This is a genomic window from Hoeflea algicola (genome assembly GCF_026619415.1).
GTDB lineage: Bacteria > Pseudomonadota > Alphaproteobacteria > Rhizobiales > Rhizobiaceae > Hoeflea > Hoeflea algicola.
On the sequence record NZ_JAOVZR010000001.1, the window covers coordinates 1,930,153 to 1,946,480 of the forward strand.

The 16,328-nt window shown below is 60.7% G+C and carries 14 protein-coding genes; 3 read left to right on the forward strand and 11 right to left on the reverse strand.

Going from position 1 to position 16,328, the window contains the following annotated elements; all coding sequences use genetic code 11:
* Positions 1-45: 45 nt before the first annotated feature.
* The 3 genes from OEG84_RS09485 to OEG84_RS09495 all read right to left on the reverse strand — a co-directional run bounded on the left by OEG84_RS09485 (position 46) and on the right by OEG84_RS09495 (position 1,671).
* Positions 46-660, reverse strand: coding sequence for a hypothetical protein (locus tag OEG84_RS09485; protein WP_324288190.1), 615 nt, complete (start codon positions 658-660; stop codon positions 46-48).
* Between the two features lie 13 nt (positions 661-673).
* A complete protein-coding gene (locus OEG84_RS09490; protein WP_267653528.1) occupies positions 674-1,087 on the reverse strand; it encodes a ketosteroid isomerase-related protein in 414 nt (137 codons plus the stop codon).
* Positions 1,088-1,224: 137 nt separating this feature from the next.
* Entirely contained in the window at positions 1,225-1,671 is a 447-nt protein-coding gene (locus OEG84_RS09495; RefSeq protein ID WP_267653529.1) for a MarR family winged helix-turn-helix transcriptional regulator, read from the reverse strand.
* Positions 1,672-2,723: 1,052 nt separating this feature from the next.
* Between OEG84_RS09495 and OEG84_RS09500 the strand changes: the two genes are divergently transcribed.
* Positions 2,724-3,281, forward strand: a complete 558-nt coding sequence (locus OEG84_RS09500) for a phosphatase (RefSeq protein WP_267653530.1) — start codon at positions 2,724-2,726, stop codon at positions 3,279-3,281.
* 320 nt (positions 3,282-3,601) lie between these two features.
* On the opposite strand, the gene OEG84_RS09505 is transcribed toward OEG84_RS09500, so the two are convergent.
* Together OEG84_RS09505 and OEG84_RS09510 are read right to left on the reverse strand one after the other, a co-directional pair.
* Positions 3,602-5,206 (reverse strand): pilus assembly protein, encoded by a 1,605-nt coding sequence (locus OEG84_RS09505; protein WP_267653532.1) that lies wholly within the window; start codon positions 5,204-5,206, stop codon positions 3,602-3,604.
* 246 nt (positions 5,207-5,452) lie between these two features.
* The gene (locus OEG84_RS09510) at positions 5,453-6,658 is read right to left on the reverse strand and encodes a DUF930 domain-containing protein (protein ID WP_267653533.1); all 1,206 of its coding nucleotides are present in this window, start codon (positions 6,656-6,658) and stop codon (positions 5,453-5,455) included.
* 171 nt (positions 6,659-6,829) lie between these two features.
* Between OEG84_RS09510 and OEG84_RS09515 the strand changes: the two genes are divergently transcribed.
* Positions 6,830-7,453 (forward strand): glutathione S-transferase family protein, encoded by a 624-nt coding sequence (locus OEG84_RS09515; RefSeq protein WP_267653534.1) that lies wholly within the window; start codon positions 6,830-6,832, stop codon positions 7,451-7,453.
* A gap of 24 nt (positions 7,454-7,477) precedes the next feature.
* Here OEG84_RS09515 and OEG84_RS09520 read toward each other — a convergent pair whose 3' ends face one another.
* The 4 genes from OEG84_RS09520 to dnaG all read right to left on the reverse strand — a co-directional run bounded on the left by OEG84_RS09520 (position 7,478) and on the right by dnaG (position 13,185).
* The gene (locus tag OEG84_RS09520; RefSeq protein WP_267653535.1) at positions 7,478-7,711 is read right to left on the reverse strand and encodes a hypothetical protein; all 234 of its coding nucleotides are present in this window, start codon (positions 7,709-7,711) and stop codon (positions 7,478-7,480) included.
* Between the two features lie 168 nt (positions 7,712-7,879).
* Positions 7,880-8,587 (reverse strand): hypothetical protein, encoded by a 708-nt coding sequence (locus OEG84_RS09525; protein ID WP_267653536.1) that lies wholly within the window; start codon positions 8,585-8,587, stop codon positions 7,880-7,882.
* A gap of 113 nt (positions 8,588-8,700) precedes the next feature.
* Complete coding sequence (gene rpoD, locus OEG84_RS09530; RefSeq protein ID WP_267653537.1) at positions 8,701-10,755, reverse strand: RNA polymerase sigma factor RpoD; 2,055 nt, start codon at positions 10,753-10,755, stop codon at positions 8,701-8,703.
* A gap of 420 nt (positions 10,756-11,175) precedes the next feature.
* Positions 11,176-13,185 carry a DNA primase gene (gene dnaG, locus OEG84_RS09535; RefSeq protein ID WP_267653538.1) on the reverse strand — a complete coding sequence of 670 codons (2,010 nt, stop codon included), beginning with the start codon at positions 13,183-13,185 and terminating at the stop codon, positions 11,176-11,178.
* Between the two features lie 346 nt (positions 13,186-13,531).
* Here dnaG and OEG84_RS09540 point away from each other — a divergent pair, with 346 nt between their 5' ends.
* On the forward strand, positions 13,532-14,368 hold the full coding sequence (locus tag OEG84_RS09540) for an outer membrane protein (protein ID WP_425602906.1): 837 nt from the start codon (positions 13,532-13,534) through the stop codon (positions 14,366-14,368).
* A 146-nt stretch (positions 14,369-14,514) separates the two neighbouring features.
* Here the strand turns inward: OEG84_RS09540 and OEG84_RS09545 are convergent, their stop codons facing one another.
* Both OEG84_RS09545 and OEG84_RS09550 read right to left on the reverse strand, forming a co-directional pair.
* The gene (locus OEG84_RS09545) at positions 14,515-15,246 is read right to left on the reverse strand and encodes a helix-turn-helix transcriptional regulator (protein ID WP_267653540.1); all 732 of its coding nucleotides are present in this window, start codon (positions 15,244-15,246) and stop codon (positions 14,515-14,517) included.
* Positions 15,247-15,637: 391 nt separating this feature from the next.
* Positions 15,638-16,087 (reverse strand): GatB/YqeY domain-containing protein, encoded by a 450-nt coding sequence (locus tag OEG84_RS09550; RefSeq protein WP_267656141.1) that lies wholly within the window; start codon positions 16,085-16,087, stop codon positions 15,638-15,640.
* Positions 16,088-16,328 lie beyond the last annotated feature (241 nt).

The window sequence follows — 16,328 nt, forward strand, 5'->3', positions numbered from 1 at the left end:
GCCTGTTCATCTGTCGTTCAGAAAAATTGCCCGCCCTAATCGGGCTTAAAAGCCCCGCTCACAATTCCCGCCCCCAGACCTGCAACGGCTTGGTGGTTTCCTCCATCTCGCCAAGGTCGGGCCATCTGAATTGCGCCACCAGACCTTCGAGCGGCCGGTAGCCGCGCCGCCGCCAGAAGCCATCAAGCGGGACATGATCGGCCGGCCGCGCCGGGTGATCATCCGGCCGAACCACGGCGGCGAACACGGCGCGCCCAAAGCCCTGCGCCCGGCCCGCAGCTTCGCGCATTTGGAAAATCGTTTGCCTGCGCCCTGCCCGCGCCAAGCCGGCTCCAGCACCGATTCGGCGAGGTAGAAATAATCCGCGGGATCAAGTCCCGCGCGGGCGAACGGGATGGCAAATTCGCTGGCGTGATCAGCCAGCGGCGCTGCCGTGGCAGCGCCGACCATGCGGCCCGCCGGATCTCGCGCGGCAATCACCACCGCGCCCTCGGAGGCGGCGAACTGCGCGAGATACCGCGCCTCATAGGCAGCGTCGCCGGCATAGAGATAGGGCCAGGCGGCAAACACCGAGATCCTGAGCCGCGCCAGATCATCAAGCGCGGCTGCGACCTCGCCCGCCGACAGCAGCGAAAACGTCAGTTGCCCGTTCGATTGCACCGGTCTTGTCGCCTCAGCCAGCCTTAACCTGTTTGGTCCAGTCGTTGAGGTTGTAGCTGGTCGACACCCGGCTGATCAGCTTGTCGTCGATTTCGAAAAAGATCCCAGCCGGCAGCGAATAGCGCTGGCCATTGGCTTCGGGCAATCCTTCGGCGGTGGCGAGATAGCTGCCACGCACGGTAAATTCAGCTGCAGCTCGGTTGCCGCTCTCATCCACCATGATGGCAATGTCGCCGAGTTCCTCGTCATAATGGCGGGCCATGGAGGCATTGAACCAGCGGAATTTCTCCTTGCCAATCTCGCGGCCGCCCTGGTTGATGTCGTGGATCACATCGTCGCTGAGGCATGCCAGCATGGCGTCGAAATCCTTGGCGTTGAAGGCGTCGAGGTAGCGGCTGATCAGGGCTGTGGTTTCAACTCGGCTCATGGCGGGCTCCCGGTGGCAAAAGATTGGCAGACAGGGTGGAAAACAGATCACCAGAGGTGCCACAGGCCGCAAGCCCGACGCAAGCGGCAATTACCGGCCTGCGCGCAAGGCTGCACCGGATCCCGTGGGCAAAGGTGTCAGGACGGATCGAGACTGGCGATTTCGGCCCGCAACCGGGCTATAGCGTCCGCTGCGTGTCCAGCGCCGAGATCGTAGAGCCGGCTGGCAAGATCTCCCAGAACTGCAGCCTCGCGCGTTCCGATTTCGGCAAAGACTTCTTCTCCCTTTGGCGTCAACGCCACAAATGGCGAGCGCTTGTGGCGGGGATTGGCAACGAATTCAAGCAGCCCCAGTTTTACCAGCGCATTGGAGATCTGCTGGATGTGCTGGCGGGTGACATTCTTGGCCCGCGCCACGTCCGGCACCGTGCCCTGGCCATTGATCGACAGATGCTCCATCAGCGCGCGCATCGCACTGGTGACCTTGAGATCGGCGTGCAGCCGATCGCCCAGTGCCGCGAGCGCATTGGAGCCGCGGCGGATTTCGAAAAACAACCGCGAGAGCTCCGCCGTCTTGTCTGTCATTCCCACTCCCCGGGGGCGCGTCCCCCGCATTGCTGTCACCATCGGGTCCGAGACACGGGCTGCGACCGAGCCACCTGCACGAACGGAGGCCAAGATGCCCTTTTTGACCCCACCACTTCAAGGCCCGGTGACGGCATCGTCCTATTGATCCCGGCTTTTGCGCCACGGAGCAGCAGTAGCGGCCCCGTTGATGCGTGGACGTCGGATGGTTCAACGATGATAGGGTGTAGCGCTGACCGGAGCCGGACGGCACGCCAATTCCCCCGCCGGCATATAATGCTGGCGGGTTGAACAGAAACTCCGGGCTCCGGAGGGCCGCGCGCGGGCGTCGCCTCAGAAGGAATGGGTAGTATGGGTGGCGCACCTCACGCGCGGGCCCGATCATCGCCGGATGATGTCCACATCCGACAGACGGCAACAGGCTTTGCGTTGTCCGCTTGAGGGTTTTCACCCGACGCGGAGATCCTCGGAACTGACCGAACCGCTGCCCTGGACAGGGGCCGCGGAGCAAGCTTCTGGCGCGGGGGTCCGGCACGGTTTGCATCCCCGCCACAAGGCTGCATGGACGTGATCGTTCAGGCAAAACACCTGAACGCGCCACGCACGACGGGGGCGAAAACCGCCACAGGCCCGGTCCGCTGTCAGATCCCAGCGCCCGGCATGCGGGCACGAGAATCCGAGGTCGGTCCGGTGGCTGGCTGAACCCGCTCACCCGCAAGGATGATCAGATCTGCCAGCGGAGCCACGCTGGTCACCGCCTCCCCCGTTTCCCGCCACACGTTACGGCGAGATCCGAGAGGCCTTCCTCCCACTTGGCTCGAAGCGTTCGCGATCCATCCGGCAGCGGGAGCGCCAGCAGTGTGGCATGGGCGCGGAGGGTGTGGAAAAAATCGGCGAGATTTTTTGTGAGGCTGGATCGGCGCCGCGGATGGAGAGAAGGGCAAATGGCACAACTATTCGAGATCGCGGGCGGGCGGGCAGCGTGATAGAATCGGTGTTGAGGGCCACACAGCAGCGTGGACAGGTGCGGCGCGCGACGGGGAGCGAAGATCATGAGCCAAAGCGCCGAAAACGCTTTTACCGGCATACAGAATGCCCATGTCGCTGACTTGCGGTTCATGGCGCTGGCAGACGGGCGCACGCATCCCAATGGCTGGCCGTGCCGGCTGCTGGTGACCAGCCAATCCGAGGCGCGCCGATTTCACACCACGTTGGGCGCGACCCATGTGCTGAGCATCAAGGGCACCAAGACCAAATATCTGGGGCCCAAAGATCTGCCGGACAGGCATCACCTGTTGATGGTCTTCAATGATGTTCCCGATGCGGCGCACAGCGTGCCGCCGACACGAGCGCACATTGAGGAGATGCAGCGCTGGATGCTGGCTCTGCCCGAAGATACAGCCTTGATCGTCCATTGCCTGCAAGGCGTGCACCGGTCGGCAGCAACCGCCTTGGGATTTCTGGCTCAACAGGTCCCGCCACACGAGGCGATGAAACTGCTCAGACAGATCAAGCCCGAAGCCATGCCCAATCCGCTGGTCGTGTCGCTTTGGGACGATTTCCTGAATTTCGAGGGCGCGCTGGTTGCTGCGGCCCGGGACCGCGCGTGAAAGATCGGCTGATCCCGGCGGTGACGGCGCCACAGAAGTGGAGCGTGTTTTGGCGTTGCCGCAAATTCCCAGTCTGACGGTGGCTTCACCCCCTCCCCACTCCCCACAGGCGGGAGGGGCTTATCCGGCCTCACCTCTTCGCAATCATTTCCCGCGGAGCCAGGGATTCATTCCGTGATGGATCAACACGGCTGAACGTCTTTAGGAACGCGCGATGGATTCCGGCAGGCAACCCGCCGCAGCGGTGGCCTTGGTCGCTGCCCAGGAATGGCAAAACGACGGGACCAAGCCTCCCGGATTGCCCGCCAATAGGCGGTACCTCAGTTGACCAGCCGCAAGCCTGATACCGATTGGCCGATCGCCGAAAACGCCTGTTTCAGCGAAGCCACGTCGCTGGCCATGAAGAAATTCTCCTTGCGCGTGGCGCAATTGGAAAACAGGCTCACCACTGACGACGACGAGGTTTTGTAGAGCACGGTATAGACCTCGACCCCAAGCTTCTTGATCGCCACACACATGTTGGCTGTCGACTGATTAAGGTAAGATTCGGCCGCAGACTGGGTGGTCGTCGAATTGATGCGCTTGTCGGCCAGGAACCCGTAGGAGCCATAATCGGATTTGTTGATGGTGCTGCTGGCGCCGTAGGAAACATTGGTGCCATCGGTCATGATCACCAGAATTTTGGATGCATTTTCAGTGCCAAATGGCGCAGCCTGTGTATAGGGCGCATTGGGTGACAATACACGCCAGCCCCACGCCAGACCCTCGGCAATATTGGTGCCCGAACCATTCCAGAACTGCATCGCATCAATGCCAGATCTGACCTTTGTGAGGTCTGTTGTCAGCGGCACGATCGGTGTCGGGCAGGCGCGGTTCGGCCCCAGCGTCAGCGGCCCCACATTATCCCGGAAATCCCCGGGGACCGCGGTCTGGGTCTTGTACTTGGTTGTCGAGCGCTGCACCGTGGCATGGTCGCCGGAGACGCCATCATCAAGCCAGGAATTGTTGAACGCCGTGGAACTGTTTCCACCCGTGCTGATCCGGTTGCCGGGCTCATCGGGGGCAAAATAGGGCACAAACAGCGTATTGGGATTGCTGGCATCGGGCGGGGTGAGATCGGTATTGTAGGGTACAGGCCGGGCCTCGACGCAGCCCTTCCAGCTTGTCCCCGACCAGCTAAACAGATTGAAATGGTGCGGGTAGTTTGAAGAATTGAAATCGGCGCTGTTGTTGCCTTTGGATTTTCGGGTCGCTCGCTGCGCATCGGTGAGAAACGTCCAGCCATTATAGACCGAATTTCCGGCGGTATCGATCCAGCTGCTGTTGTAGCCCTCACCCTTGACATTGACGCTGGTGACGAACGGAATGAGCCCGACCTTGAGGCTTTGTTGCGAGGTATCAACATCATCCAGGGCATCAAGCAGGGCGTGAGAAGCGTCCTTCAGCGCGCTGATGCCGCCTGATCCCATGGACCCGGTATTATCAAGCGCGATCGCGATTTCGATATCGCGGGTTGAAACATAGGTGGAGGCCGACGCCGCAATCGTGTTGGGCATGAACCGGCCAAGAAAGACCAGGGGTATGGTCACCTGCGCGTAGGCATCGGAGCGGATGTAGTTCATTCCCATGGTCAGATCGATGTTCTCATTGACCAGGGTCATGTCATCGTTTTGCGACACTTGCGCCTGGAGGATCTGACGATAAATGGTTTCGCGATCGACCGGCTCCGAGGATTTCTTGGAAACCGCCAGAACCGCGCTATCGACCATGTTCTGCAATTCGACCTTGGCGCGGGACATGTTGGTGTAATCCACTGCAAAGCCTGCCGAGACAAACAGCAACGGCACAAGGGCCGCGGCGAAGATGCCGAAATTGCCACGGTTACATTGCCAGATCTTTCTGGGCTCCACACACTTCGAACGCATGCGATCACTCCAACAGTTTGAGGTGGTATCGTGAAACGAAATCTGATCCCGCAGACGATTGGACTACTACTGTAAAGGGAGACTTAAAGAAAATGCCCGCGCAACACGGCGGCAAAGTCTTCTCCTGATCATGATGAACAATTCCTCACTGCCGTCGGGATAATTGTTTGTTTTTGCATGGCTTTACGCCGCAAACGGTGCCGTGCCGTGTGACACTCAGCGGCGCAAAGGCACACTGGCGCGCGCTTAAAAATCCGGAAAGCCGCGGGCTTTCCATTCGGCGCGCGGGATCGCGGTGCCGATGCTCAGCGCAAAGCTTGCAACCTTGAAGGCGTCATCATCGACCGTGCAGCGGAACGACAGCGCATACCAGGCGCCGCCGGCGCGGAAGGCGGCATCGGGGACGGCCAGCACATTGCCGCTGTCGAGCCGGTAGGCCGGCAGCAGTTCGGGCTGGTAGGCCGGTGTGGCGTTGCGCAACTGCTCGCGCAACTCCGAGGTGCAGAGCTGGCTGGCGCGGATTTCGCGCGGCAGGCTGCCCATCGCCACCATCGCCGCACGGTCCTCGGTCAGAACCGGCGAGAACAACCGCTCAACCTCGGTCAGTTCGCCCGGGGCTGTGGTGTCGGTGTCGGTGTCGGCTGGGCTACCGGCAGTGTTGTCGGCAGGCGGCTGGCTGGCATCGGCTTCGCTGGCATCCGGCTCGGCGGGGTCGACCGGGGCGGTGGCCGGCGGCAATGTGCCGGGCTCGGGCTCGCTCAACGTGTCTTGCGGCAGGCCGGACGCGGGCAAGGTAATTTCCGGCAGCGAAAGCCCCGCGATCTCTGGCTCTTGCGGTTCGGGCTCTGGTTGAGCTTCCTCCGGTTCCGGTGGGGTTTGTTCCGATACGTCGGGCGTCACGGCGGCGGCATCGGTTGGGGCCGGGTCAGGCTCGGTGGATTCCGGCACAGGCGGTTGAGTGGCGGGTTCGGTCTCGGACTCTATATCCGACGGCTCCGCCTCGGCAGGTTCGGTTGAACTGTTGCCATCGAGCGCCACCCGCGGCCCGGCGTCGCGTTCGCCAAACTGGAACACCGGCCGAAATACCGGGATCGGCACCGCCTCGCCTGCTGCCGGCTCTCCGGAGGGAGGCGGAGCTGCAGCTTGTTCCAACTCCGGTTTGGGCGGACTTTCAGCCTGCTCAGGCGCTTCGGGCGCGGGCGGCTCCTCGGTCGCCGGTTCGGGCGTTTCCGGCTCAGGCTCGGCTTCTTGTGCCGGCTCCGGCTTCGGATTTGGTTCCGGCTCCGGCGGGGCGACCAGCGTCACCTCCACCACCTGCTCGTCCGGTTCCGGCTCGGCCACAGGCACGGGCAGCCGCATCAGCAACGCCGCAAACACCACGCCATGCAGCGCCAGCGACACCAGCAAGGCGCGGCTCAGTCCGTCTGACCAGATCCTGTGCAAAATCCTCATGGGCGATCCATAGCAGCAAATACGGCCCGGCAAGGGCAGGAGCCGAGATTGTTTTCATCACTTTGGTGTTAACCGCCCAAGGCCGGGCCAGGCGAGGGTGTAACGCCGCACCAGCTTGCCCCGCGCAGCACTTGCTGGCATGACAGGTGCACAGTTTCACGGGGATGCCAGATGAGCGGATACACACTTTACTGGAAGCCGGGATCGGGCTCGATGGTTGTCGAAGCAGCACTGCTGCTGATCGGGCTGCCCTTTGACAACGTCCGGATCGAAAATACCGCCGGACTGGCCAGACCTGACTTCCTGGCGCTCAACCCGGCAGGCAAGGTGCCGGTGCTCAAGCTTGCCTGTGGCGAGGTGATGGCCGAGAGCGTGGCCATTCTGCTGGCGCTCGATGACCTGTTTCCCGAGGCGCGGCTGCTGCCGCCGCACGGCACGCCGGCGCGGCACAAGGCGGTGCAATGGCTGGTCTTCATGACCGCCAACATCTATCCCGATGCGCTGCGCTATTACTATCCCGAGCGCCATACGGTCGATCACGGCAACCAAGCCCTGGACGCGATCAAACATCAGGCGGCGCGCGACATGGATCACGATTTCGCCCAGCTGGCGGGCGCCATCGAGGGACCGTTCCTGCTCGGCCAGAGAATGACGATTGCCGATGTCTACGCGGCGATGCTGGCCGACTGGCATGCGCCGGCGATGGACCTGCCGGAGATCAGCGAACTCTCCAAACATGTGCTGGAAAATCCCACCGTCGCCGAGGCCTGGCGCCATCACGGGTTTGGCACATAGGCGGGCGACCAACGCTGGTCCGGTCTATTTCGGCGCGAACACCATCGCCGCCAGTTTGACAGCCGCCAACAGGAACGGGGCGGCGTGCATCAGCAAATCGAAAATGTCGATCGGCTTGATCAATGAGCCAGCCATCAGCATTTTCAGCTTCTCCCAGATATGCGGCTCCGGAAAGAACGGCGCCAGCCCCAGCGTCAGACAGGCGATGATGACGATCGGCCAGGATATCTGGTCGAGAAACTGGGCAAGGAATTCCATCAGCAAAGGTCTCCGGCAGGGTGCGGCCTCGGACAGGACGCAGCAGTGGTAAGGCGCATATCGTGCGGATGGGCGGGGAGTTCCAGTTCAAAACATGCAATTGGGTGAATATGTCGCGGTGGTCGGCTGGGGGCAGACCATCGAAATCACCGACCTGTAGCCTATACCCTAAGGAATCCTGACCGACTTCACAAAAAGGCCGTCCTTTGTTCCCCAGCCTTGAAACTCGATCTCCATTCCCGGTGTGAGCTGATCGAGAACCGACTGTGCAACATCACATAGATGATCGTGAAAAGGGGGCATGTTTTTCAGCATAACCCGGCCTGAACATCTACCGTCTCTTTGCACATTCACATGATCAACAACGTAGCTATCGGAGGTCGTTTTGCCGACAACAACCGCCCGGAGCATCGGATAGGGTGTCAATGGCAAGTGATAGAACAACCCGGCTATGATAACCGGTGCAAGAAATTTGGATATAACTATCCAGACACTCCGTTGACGGCTTTCCTTCCCTTGCCTCTCCATCAGGCCAACGACCCAGAAGATATAAACACCCAGAACAAGCCCGCCGAGCGCAAATCCTCGCGCGAGATACAGGTTCGAATTGTAATATGAGAGGGATGGGAAAAACCGGGCGCCCAATACTACACTGAGAACAAGCAAGACCACGACTGACGAACACCCGAACACGCAAAAACGCACCCAAAACCTCTCAGCGGAAGTCAGCCGATCAGATCTGTTCCTGGTCTCGTTTCTATCACTCATTTCTGCCGTCAATATTCCTGAAGGTTCAGGACGCCATTCCTGCCTGATGGAAACCGCCTGCGCAAGAACACGCCAAAGCTGCGGCAGGCGCAACAAAAAACCCGGCACGATGGCCGGGTTTTGAAGTCTGGGGCTTCCCCTCACTTGCGAAAACTAAGGACTTGGCTTTGCCAAGACCAAGTTTTCGCTTTCTCTCCACGAGGGGAGAGAGAAAACATCCATCAGCTATCCAAAAAGCTCCTGAGCTTGCGTGAGCGGCTCGGGTGCTTGAGCTTGCGCAGCGCCTTGGCTTCGATCTGGCGGATACGTTCGCGGGTGACCGAGAACTGCTGGCCGACTTCCTCGAGCGTGTGGTCGGTGTTCATGCCGATGCCGAAGCGCATCCTGAGCACGCGTTCTTCACGCGGGGTGAGCGAAGCCAGCACGCGGGTGGTGGTTTCGCGCAGGTTCGCCTGAATGGCCGCATCGATCGGCAGGATCGCGTTCTTGTCCTCGATGAAATCGCCCAGATGCGAATCCTCCTCGTCGCCCACAGGGGTTTCGAGCGAGATCGGCTCCTTGGCGATTTTCAGCACCTTGCGCACTTTTTCGAGCGGCATGGCGAGCTTTTCGGCCAGTTCTTCCGGCGTCGGCTCGCGGCCGATCTCGTGCAGCATCTGCCGCGAGGTACGGACGATCTTGTTGATGGTCTCGATCATGTGCACCGGGATACGGATGGTGCGCGCCTGGTCGGCGATCGAGCGGGTGATTGCCTGCCGGATCCACCATGTGGCGTAGGTCGAGAACTTGTAACCACGACGGTATTCGAACTTGTCGACCGCCTTCATCAGGCCGATATTGCCTTCCTGAATGAGATCGAGGAACTGCAGACCGCGGTTGGTGTATTTCTTGGCGATCGAGATCACCAGACGCAAATTGGCCTCGACCATTTCCTTCTTGGCAATGCGCGCCTCGCGCTCGCCCTTCTGGACCATCTGCACGATGCGGCGGAATTCGCCGATGGCAATGCCGGTTCCCTGCGCCAGGTTCTGGATCTCGGTGCGCAGGTCGCGAATGTTGTTGGATTCGGACTTGGCAAATTCCTTCCAGCCCTTGGCCGACAGGTTGGCAATCGACTTGGTCCAGTTCGGATCAAGCTCGGCGCCGGAATATTGAGTCAGGAAGTCTTCGCGCTTGACGCCGTAGCTCTCGGCCAGACGCAGCAGACGGCCTTCGCTTTGGACCAGCCGCTTGTTGATGTCGTAAAGCTGCTCGACCAGGTTGTCGATGCGGTTCTGGTTGAGCGACAGCGACTTGACCGAAGTGATCAACGCGTCCTTGAGTTCCTTGTAACGGCGCTCCTGGGCGGGAGACAGCGTGCCGGTGGCGGCAAGCCGGGCCTCGACCTGCTGGTCCTGAAGCTTTCTGAGCTTCTTGTAGGTTTCGGCGATGGTGTCGAGCGTTTCCATCACCTGCGGGCGCAACTCGGCTTCCATGGCGGCGAGCGAGAGATTGTTCTCGTCGTCGTCGTCATCCTCGTCCTCGCCATAGCGCTGGCCATCGCCCCCGACATCGGTGACGTCGTCGGACTTGGCCTTTTCGGCGCGGACCTTTTCCTTTTCCTCGGCCACCTTGCGGTCGGCCTCGATCTTTTCCGGGCTCTGGAACTGCGGCGCAGCCTTGGCCTCGGGACCGGAATAGGTTGTTTCCAGATCGATGATCTCGCGCAGAAGCGTCGCGCCCTCGTTGAGCTCCTCACGCCAGATGATGATCGCCTGGAACGTCAGCGGGCTTTCGCACAGGCCGGCGATCATGGTTTCGCGACCGGCCTCGATGCGCTTGGCAATGGCGATTTCGCCCTCGCGGGAGAGCAGCTCCACCGAGCCCATCTCGCGCAGATACATCCTCACCGGGTCGTCGGTGCGGTCGGTCGGTTCTTTTTTCTTGGTGGTGGTGACGGCCGAACTCGACGCGGTGGCGACTTCGCCGCCTTCGCTTTGCTCTTCGCCATCGCTGTCGTCTTCGGCTTCCTTGTCTTCGCTGGCCTCGTCTTCCTCGACCACATTGATGCCCATATCGGAGAGCATCGACAGGATGTCCTCGATCTGTTCGGAGGTCACCTCTTCGGAGGGAAGCACAGCGTTGAGCTCGTCCATGGTGACATAACCTCGTTTTTTCGAGGTTTTAATCATCTTCTTGACGGCGTCATCCGACAGGTCGAGCAACGGCCCGTCGGCCGCAGCGCCTTCGCGCTCGTTCTCGGTGTCGTCTGCTGCTTCTTTTACCTTGCTTGCCATGGACAGTCACTTTCCCCGGATCTTATTCGGTTGATGTCGGCCCAGCGCCTGCCAATTGGCGCATGACCCCCGCGGGTAGAGCGGGCGACTTTCGCGAATCATCCGGAATGTTGTGGCGTACGGATGCTTAATTCCCTATTAACCAAGCCGTTCGTGTTGGCCCACCATCCACTGGATGGCCATTTGGCGCGCGGCAATTGACCGCCCCACTGAGCCAATTGATCACGCGCATGTTGCGTCAGGTAGCTGATTCCCACAAAAAACCTTTCCGTCAAGGCTTAAAGGGCAAAAAGCGCGCTGTTGTGAAAATAATGGCACGATTGCCCGGTTTCACGGTCGAATTCGTTTGATCACCCTATGTAGGCGCGCATTTGAACTTCACAAGAGCAACGCCCGAGAATCGGTGCTGATTGGCGGTTCTCAGCCCGCCGCCCCGCCGCTGCCCTTGCCGCGCCCCGACAGTACCCCGAAACCATCGATGATGGCTTCCTGGTTTTCCAGCCGCGCCACTTCGAGCTGAACCTCGCGCAAGGCCAGCATCAGCCGCGGGATGGCATTTTCATCGCCCTGCTCGGTGGCCTCGGCGATATCGCGTTCCAGTTCAGCCTTCTGCCATTTGAGCGCCCGGGTGCGCTTGTGCAGCGCCAGCGCCTGGTGGTAGCCCTCGCGCGCATCTTCTGCGGCCGCATCGACGGTTGCGGTCCAGATCCGGGCATTGCGGACATGGCTCTCGAGCCGGGCGATGAAAGCGCCCTGCCCGTCGGCATCAAGTGCGGCAAACAGCCTTTCGCGGTCAAACCGGCCGCCGACCGAAGCCGCGTCCAGCATCACCTGCCAGACCCGCATCAAGCCCTTGTCTTCAAATTCCAGCGCCGCCAACTCGTCAAATTCGTCATGCAGCATCTGCGGGTGGTTGGCGACCGTCATCACCAGCACGGTTTCCCTGAGCGACGGCATGGCGCCATGGCCGCGCACCATCCCCGACTGGGCCAGCCGTTCGGAAACCGCAACGCCCTGCGCCGACGCCGCACCCGGACGTCCGCCACCGCGGCCACCCTCGCCACCACGCTCGCGGTCGAACTTGCCACGCTCGAAACTGCCGCGCTTGCCCTGTTCGCGGCCGCCATAGCCGTAACCGCCACCACCGCCGCCAAAAAACGCCTTCAGCCGGTCACGCATGTCCTGCTGGTAATGCCGACGCACGCTCTCATCGGCAATCATCGAGGTGATCTGGCGCAGCCGCGCCTCGAGTTCTGCCCGGGCCTCCGGCGTCTCGAACACGCCGGCGCCTGATTCGCGCGCCCACACCATGTCGGCCAGCGGCCGCGCCTGGGAGATCAGATGGTCGAACGGCTCGCGCCCATCCTGGCGTACCAGATCATCGGGATCCTTGCCCGGCGGCAGCACCGCAATTCTGAGCGAGCGGCCCGGCCCGACCAGCGGCAACGCCAGATCGGCGGTCCGGTTGGCCGCGCGCTGGCCGGCCTCATCGCCATCAAAACACAGAACCGGCTGCGGCGTTATCCGCCACAACAGCTTGAGCTGATTCTCGCCCAGTGCCGTGCCCAGGGGCGCCACCACATTTTCCACCCCGGCCTGGGCCAGCGCGATCACGTCCATGTAGCCCTCAACCACGATCAGCGTGCCGTCCTGGCCGCAAGCGCGGCGGGCGCGGGCAAAATTGTAAAGAACATTGCCCTTGTGAAACAGCTCGGTCTCGTTGGAATTGAGATATTTTGCCGGTGCCGTGGGCGACAGCGCCCGGCCGCCAAAGGCAATCACCCGCTCCCGTGACGACAGGATCGGGAACATGATGCGATCGCGGAAGCGGTCGTAGGAAACGGCAATATCAGGCCCGTGCACCACCAGCCCGCAGGCCTCGATCTGGTCCTTGTCCACGCCGCGCGACGCCAGGTGTTCCTTGAGCGCACTGCGACTGTCGGAACTGTAGCCAAGCCGGAAGGCAGCAATTGTACGCCCCGACAGGCCGCGGTCGCGCAGATAGGCGCGCGCCTTGGCGCCCTGCGCACCCTGCAACTGGGTCTCGAAGAACGACGCCGCCATCTCCATCACATCCTCGAGGCTGGCACGCTGGCGATCGCGCCGGGCAGCTTCGGGATCCGGCGCCGGCATCGAGATGCCGGCCATGTCGGCGACGCGTTCGACCGATTCGGGGAAGCTAAGGCTTTCGAGTTCGGTGAGAAATTTAAAATGATCGCCCGACACGCCGCAGCCGAAACAATGGTAGCGGCCCTTGCGGTCCTCGCAGTGAAAGCTCGGAGATTTTTCGCCATGGAACGGGCAGCACGCCCACCAGTCGCCGCGCGAGGTGTTGGTTTTCTTCCGGTCCCAGGTCACGTGGCGGCCGATCACGTCCGAGATCGGAACCCGTTCGCGAATGTCATCAAGAAAGGACGGTGAAAACCGCAAGATCGGCGCGCCTCCGGCGCTTGGCAAAATTTGGGTTGGCTATGGCGTCTATATAGGCGGTGCAGCGGGCGCTGGCAAAGACCTTGCGTACGCTCTCCCCGCTATTCACAAACCCGCCCCCTCCCCGCTTCGGGCAAGCTCCGGATTAATGGCCCCGATTGAGGGCCATGGCACGGAGGTGCAGGTGGCGTTGCCCAATCTCGGCCATTCCAGCGACCCGATGCATGGGCTACTCCGACCATTGAACATTAAGCAGATATTTACCCTAACAGTTTATCAACAGGGCTTCTGGTGCGCTGCGCCAGCAATCGGCGCTCGCACCGATGTGACAAAGATCGAGGCCACCATGAAAACTCTGATTTCCGCCATTTTGGCGTTGGGCATTGCAACTCTGGCCGTCCCCGCAGGGGCAGCCGACCTTCTGCCTCCATTTCAAGAACCGCCGGTGGTTCAAACCTATTCCGGTTGGTATTTGCGCGGCGATATCGGCTATTCCAAGAGCCAGGAATCGAAGGGCGAATGGGATTTCTGGAACCAGTTTGTTGGCGTTCAGGGGATCGACGATACCTATCGTTACGACTCTCTGAAATTGCGCGATTCCGCCTCCGTCGGCATCGGTGCAGGCTATCAGTTCAACGACCATGTCAGGGCCGACGCCACACTGGATTTCTTCAGGGCAAAGGTCGCGGGACAAACCGAATGCCCGCTGATGATCAAATCCGATCCGGCGCACGCGCTGCCGTTTCCAGCCGATTGCCACTACGATGACAGTTCAACCGCCAATGTCTGGACGGCAATGGCCAATGCCTATGTCGACCTCAAGGACATGCGTGGTTTCAGGCCCTATCTCGGTGCCGGCGTCGGCGCCGCCGTCGTCAATTACGGCACCATGTCGCGGCAGGAAGTCTGCCCGCTTTGCGCGCCTGCCTATGTCCGCTACACCGCCGATCACGTAGGCGTCACCAGCTTGCGCATGGCAGCAGCCCTCATGGTCGGCACAAGCTATGACCTGACCGACCGGCTGAAGCTGGATGCAGGCTATCGCTTCATGCACATCTTCGGAGGCGACGCCCATGAATATGACGCCCCCGATCAGGCCAATGGCGCTTCCGGCGTGCAAATTCGCGATCACGGCTTCAACATTCACCAGGTCCGGCTCGGCCTGCGGTACGCACTAAATTGATGTGACAATTACCGCCATATCCGGGTCTGCGGGCGTGGCGGCCCATTCGGGAAAGAGGGCGGCCCCCGCTGGACACGCCGCTCGACCCCAGCCCGGAATGCGCAAGATCCAAAGCACAGGCATGGTTCGGCTGATCGCAATGTTTTTTAGCTGAACAGGCCCAGGCGCAGTGCGGAAACCACGGCCTGGGTCCGGTTGGAACAGCCAAGTTTCTGGGTGGCGATGGTGGCGTAGTGATTGACCGTATGCTCGGAAAGTCCGGTGATGCGGGCGATTTCGGCGCTGGTCTTGCCTTCTGCGGTCCATTGCAGCACTTCGGTTTCACGCGCGCTCAGAACCGATTTTCCGGTATTTCCGTCCGAATTGATCTGCGCCAATTGTCCGACCAGAAGCGTCGAGAACATCGCCAGCGTGGTCAGTTCGTTCACCGCAAGCGGCTCACGATTTCCGATCAATGAAACCGCATGCCGCACGCCCTGGCTGTCATGGACAGGAAAATAGACACCCATGCTCAGGCCGAACCGGGCAAAAAGCGCCTTTGCTTCAGTCGATTCGGTTGCCGGCCGGTCATCATTGATCGAATCAACTTCAAACAGCAGCGGCGTGATCTGCTTTCGCAACTGGTCGAGCACCGGGCTGTTTCTAGCCAAGTTCAAGCGGTCATATTCGGAAATCAATTCCGGTGGCCAGCTTGAAATCATCGCAATCTGCGAGATTGAAAGATCGGCGCCGGCAATGGCATTGGGCAGCGCAAGCACCGAAAAATAACGGAAATCATAGGCGGCGCAGGTCTTGCGCAGCACCTGCATGGCGTCAAACACGGTGTGAATCCCGTTGATTGGCTCAAACACCGGTGCGGAGAGTATGGGATTTTTCATCACCGCCACCAGGCCGCAGCCCGCCACGTCAATGCAGCCGGACGACAGCCGGCAACATCAACCCCGCCAAAACCGGCGTGGCGATGCTTGCGTGTCGAAGACAAACATTGCTTACGGTCAAAACGGACCTGTGATGCGACTCCATGCGACATGCCCAGTCCTTCGATTGACAGCTGATTACCCAAGACTGGGATGGTTATCTGACCCGCCCGCCTACACGCAATAAGCGAAATTTCGCCTAGTGGCGTAACGCCCAGGTTAATTGATAGCCAATCTTAAAGCGGAAAAGTCGTCAGTCTGGCCGGCATCTGCATCCATGCAGATGCCGGCAAACGCCCCTCGGGGCAGCCGAAGCGGCGCCGGGGCAATACCCCGGCGCCTGTCGATCGAATTATTGCAGCAGGCCCTTGACCATGCCGCAGGCCTTGGAAAAATCCATCTGGCCCGGATAGCGCTCCTTGAGCACATTCATGCATTTCCCCATGTCGCGCAGGCCAGAAGCCCCGGTCTCGTCGATGACCGATGCACACAGTTCACGCACCTTCTCCTCCGGCAGTTGCGCAGGCAGAAACTGCCGGATGATGGCAATTTCATCGCGCTCCTGCTGAGCCAGCTCAAGCCGGGCGTTTTCCTCGTAGATCGCAGCCGATTCTTCGCGCTGCTTGATCATCTTGGTCAGGATCTGCAGGATTTCATCATCGCTGACCGGATCCTTGCCACCGCCGCGATTGGCGATGTCACGATCCTTGATCGCAGCCTGGATCAACCGCAACGTCGACAGACGGCGGGTATCCTTGGCGCGAGCCGCATCTTTCAGCGTTTCGGCAAAGCGTTCACGCATCATCAAACTTACTCCAGCAGTTCATGTGCCTACCCTTGGGTCCCTGGATACGGAACGGACAGCACTACTCCCAGGGCCGCACCCAGTTCAAGCTAATTATTGCCGGCCCTGCGACACCACGCTGATTGACCGCGGCGTGAGGCTTGTCTATTTACCAACATCTGCATGACTGGATCAAAGGTGCTCTCGACGCGGGAACTGCATTCCGCGCCAGGCTGTTGACCTGTATAAATGGCGATGC

What these genes read in the sequence shown, in the direction of transcription:
- OEG84_RS09520 (WP_267653535.1), bottom strand. Translation starts at nt 7,711, where the DNA reads ATGGAATTCCTTGCCCAGTTTCTCGACCAGATATCCTGGCCGATCGTC.
- OEG84_RS09515 (WP_267653534.1), top strand. Translation starts at nt 6,830, where the DNA reads ATGAGCGGATACACACTTTACTGGAAGCCGGGATCGGGCTCGATGGTT.
- rpoD (WP_267653537.1), bottom strand. Translation starts at nt 10,755, where the DNA reads ATGGCAAGCAAGGTAAAAGAAGCAGCAGACGACACCGAGAACGAGCGC.
- OEG84_RS09500 (WP_267653530.1), top strand. Translation starts at nt 2,724, where the DNA reads ATGAGCCAAAGCGCCGAAAACGCTTTTACCGGCATACAGAATGCCCAT.
- OEG84_RS09490 (WP_267653528.1), bottom strand. Translation starts at nt 1,087, where the DNA reads ATGAGCCGAGTTGAAACCACAGCCCTGATCAGCCGCTACCTCGACGCC.
- OEG84_RS09505 (WP_267653532.1), bottom strand. Translation starts at nt 5,206, where the DNA reads ATGCGTTCGAAGTGTGTGGAGCCCAGAAAGATCTGGCAATGTAACCGT.
- OEG84_RS09495 (WP_267653529.1), bottom strand. Translation starts at nt 1,671, where the DNA reads ATGACAGACAAGACGGCGGAGCTCTCGCGGTTGTTTTTCGAAATCCGC.
- OEG84_RS09510 (WP_267653533.1), bottom strand. Translation starts at nt 6,658, where the DNA reads ATGAGGATTTTGCACAGGATCTGGTCAGACGGACTGAGCCGCGCCTTG.
- OEG84_RS09545 (WP_267653540.1), bottom strand. Translation starts at nt 15,246, where the DNA reads ATGAAAAATCCCATACTCTCCGCACCGGTGTTTGAGCCAATCAACGGG.
- OEG84_RS09550 (WP_267656141.1), bottom strand. Translation starts at nt 16,087, where the DNA reads ATGCGTGAACGCTTTGCCGAAACGCTGAAAGATGCGGCTCGCGCCAAG.
- OEG84_RS09540 (WP_425602906.1), top strand. Translation starts at nt 13,532, where the DNA reads ATGAAAACTCTGATTTCCGCCATTTTGGCGTTGGGCATTGCAACTCTG.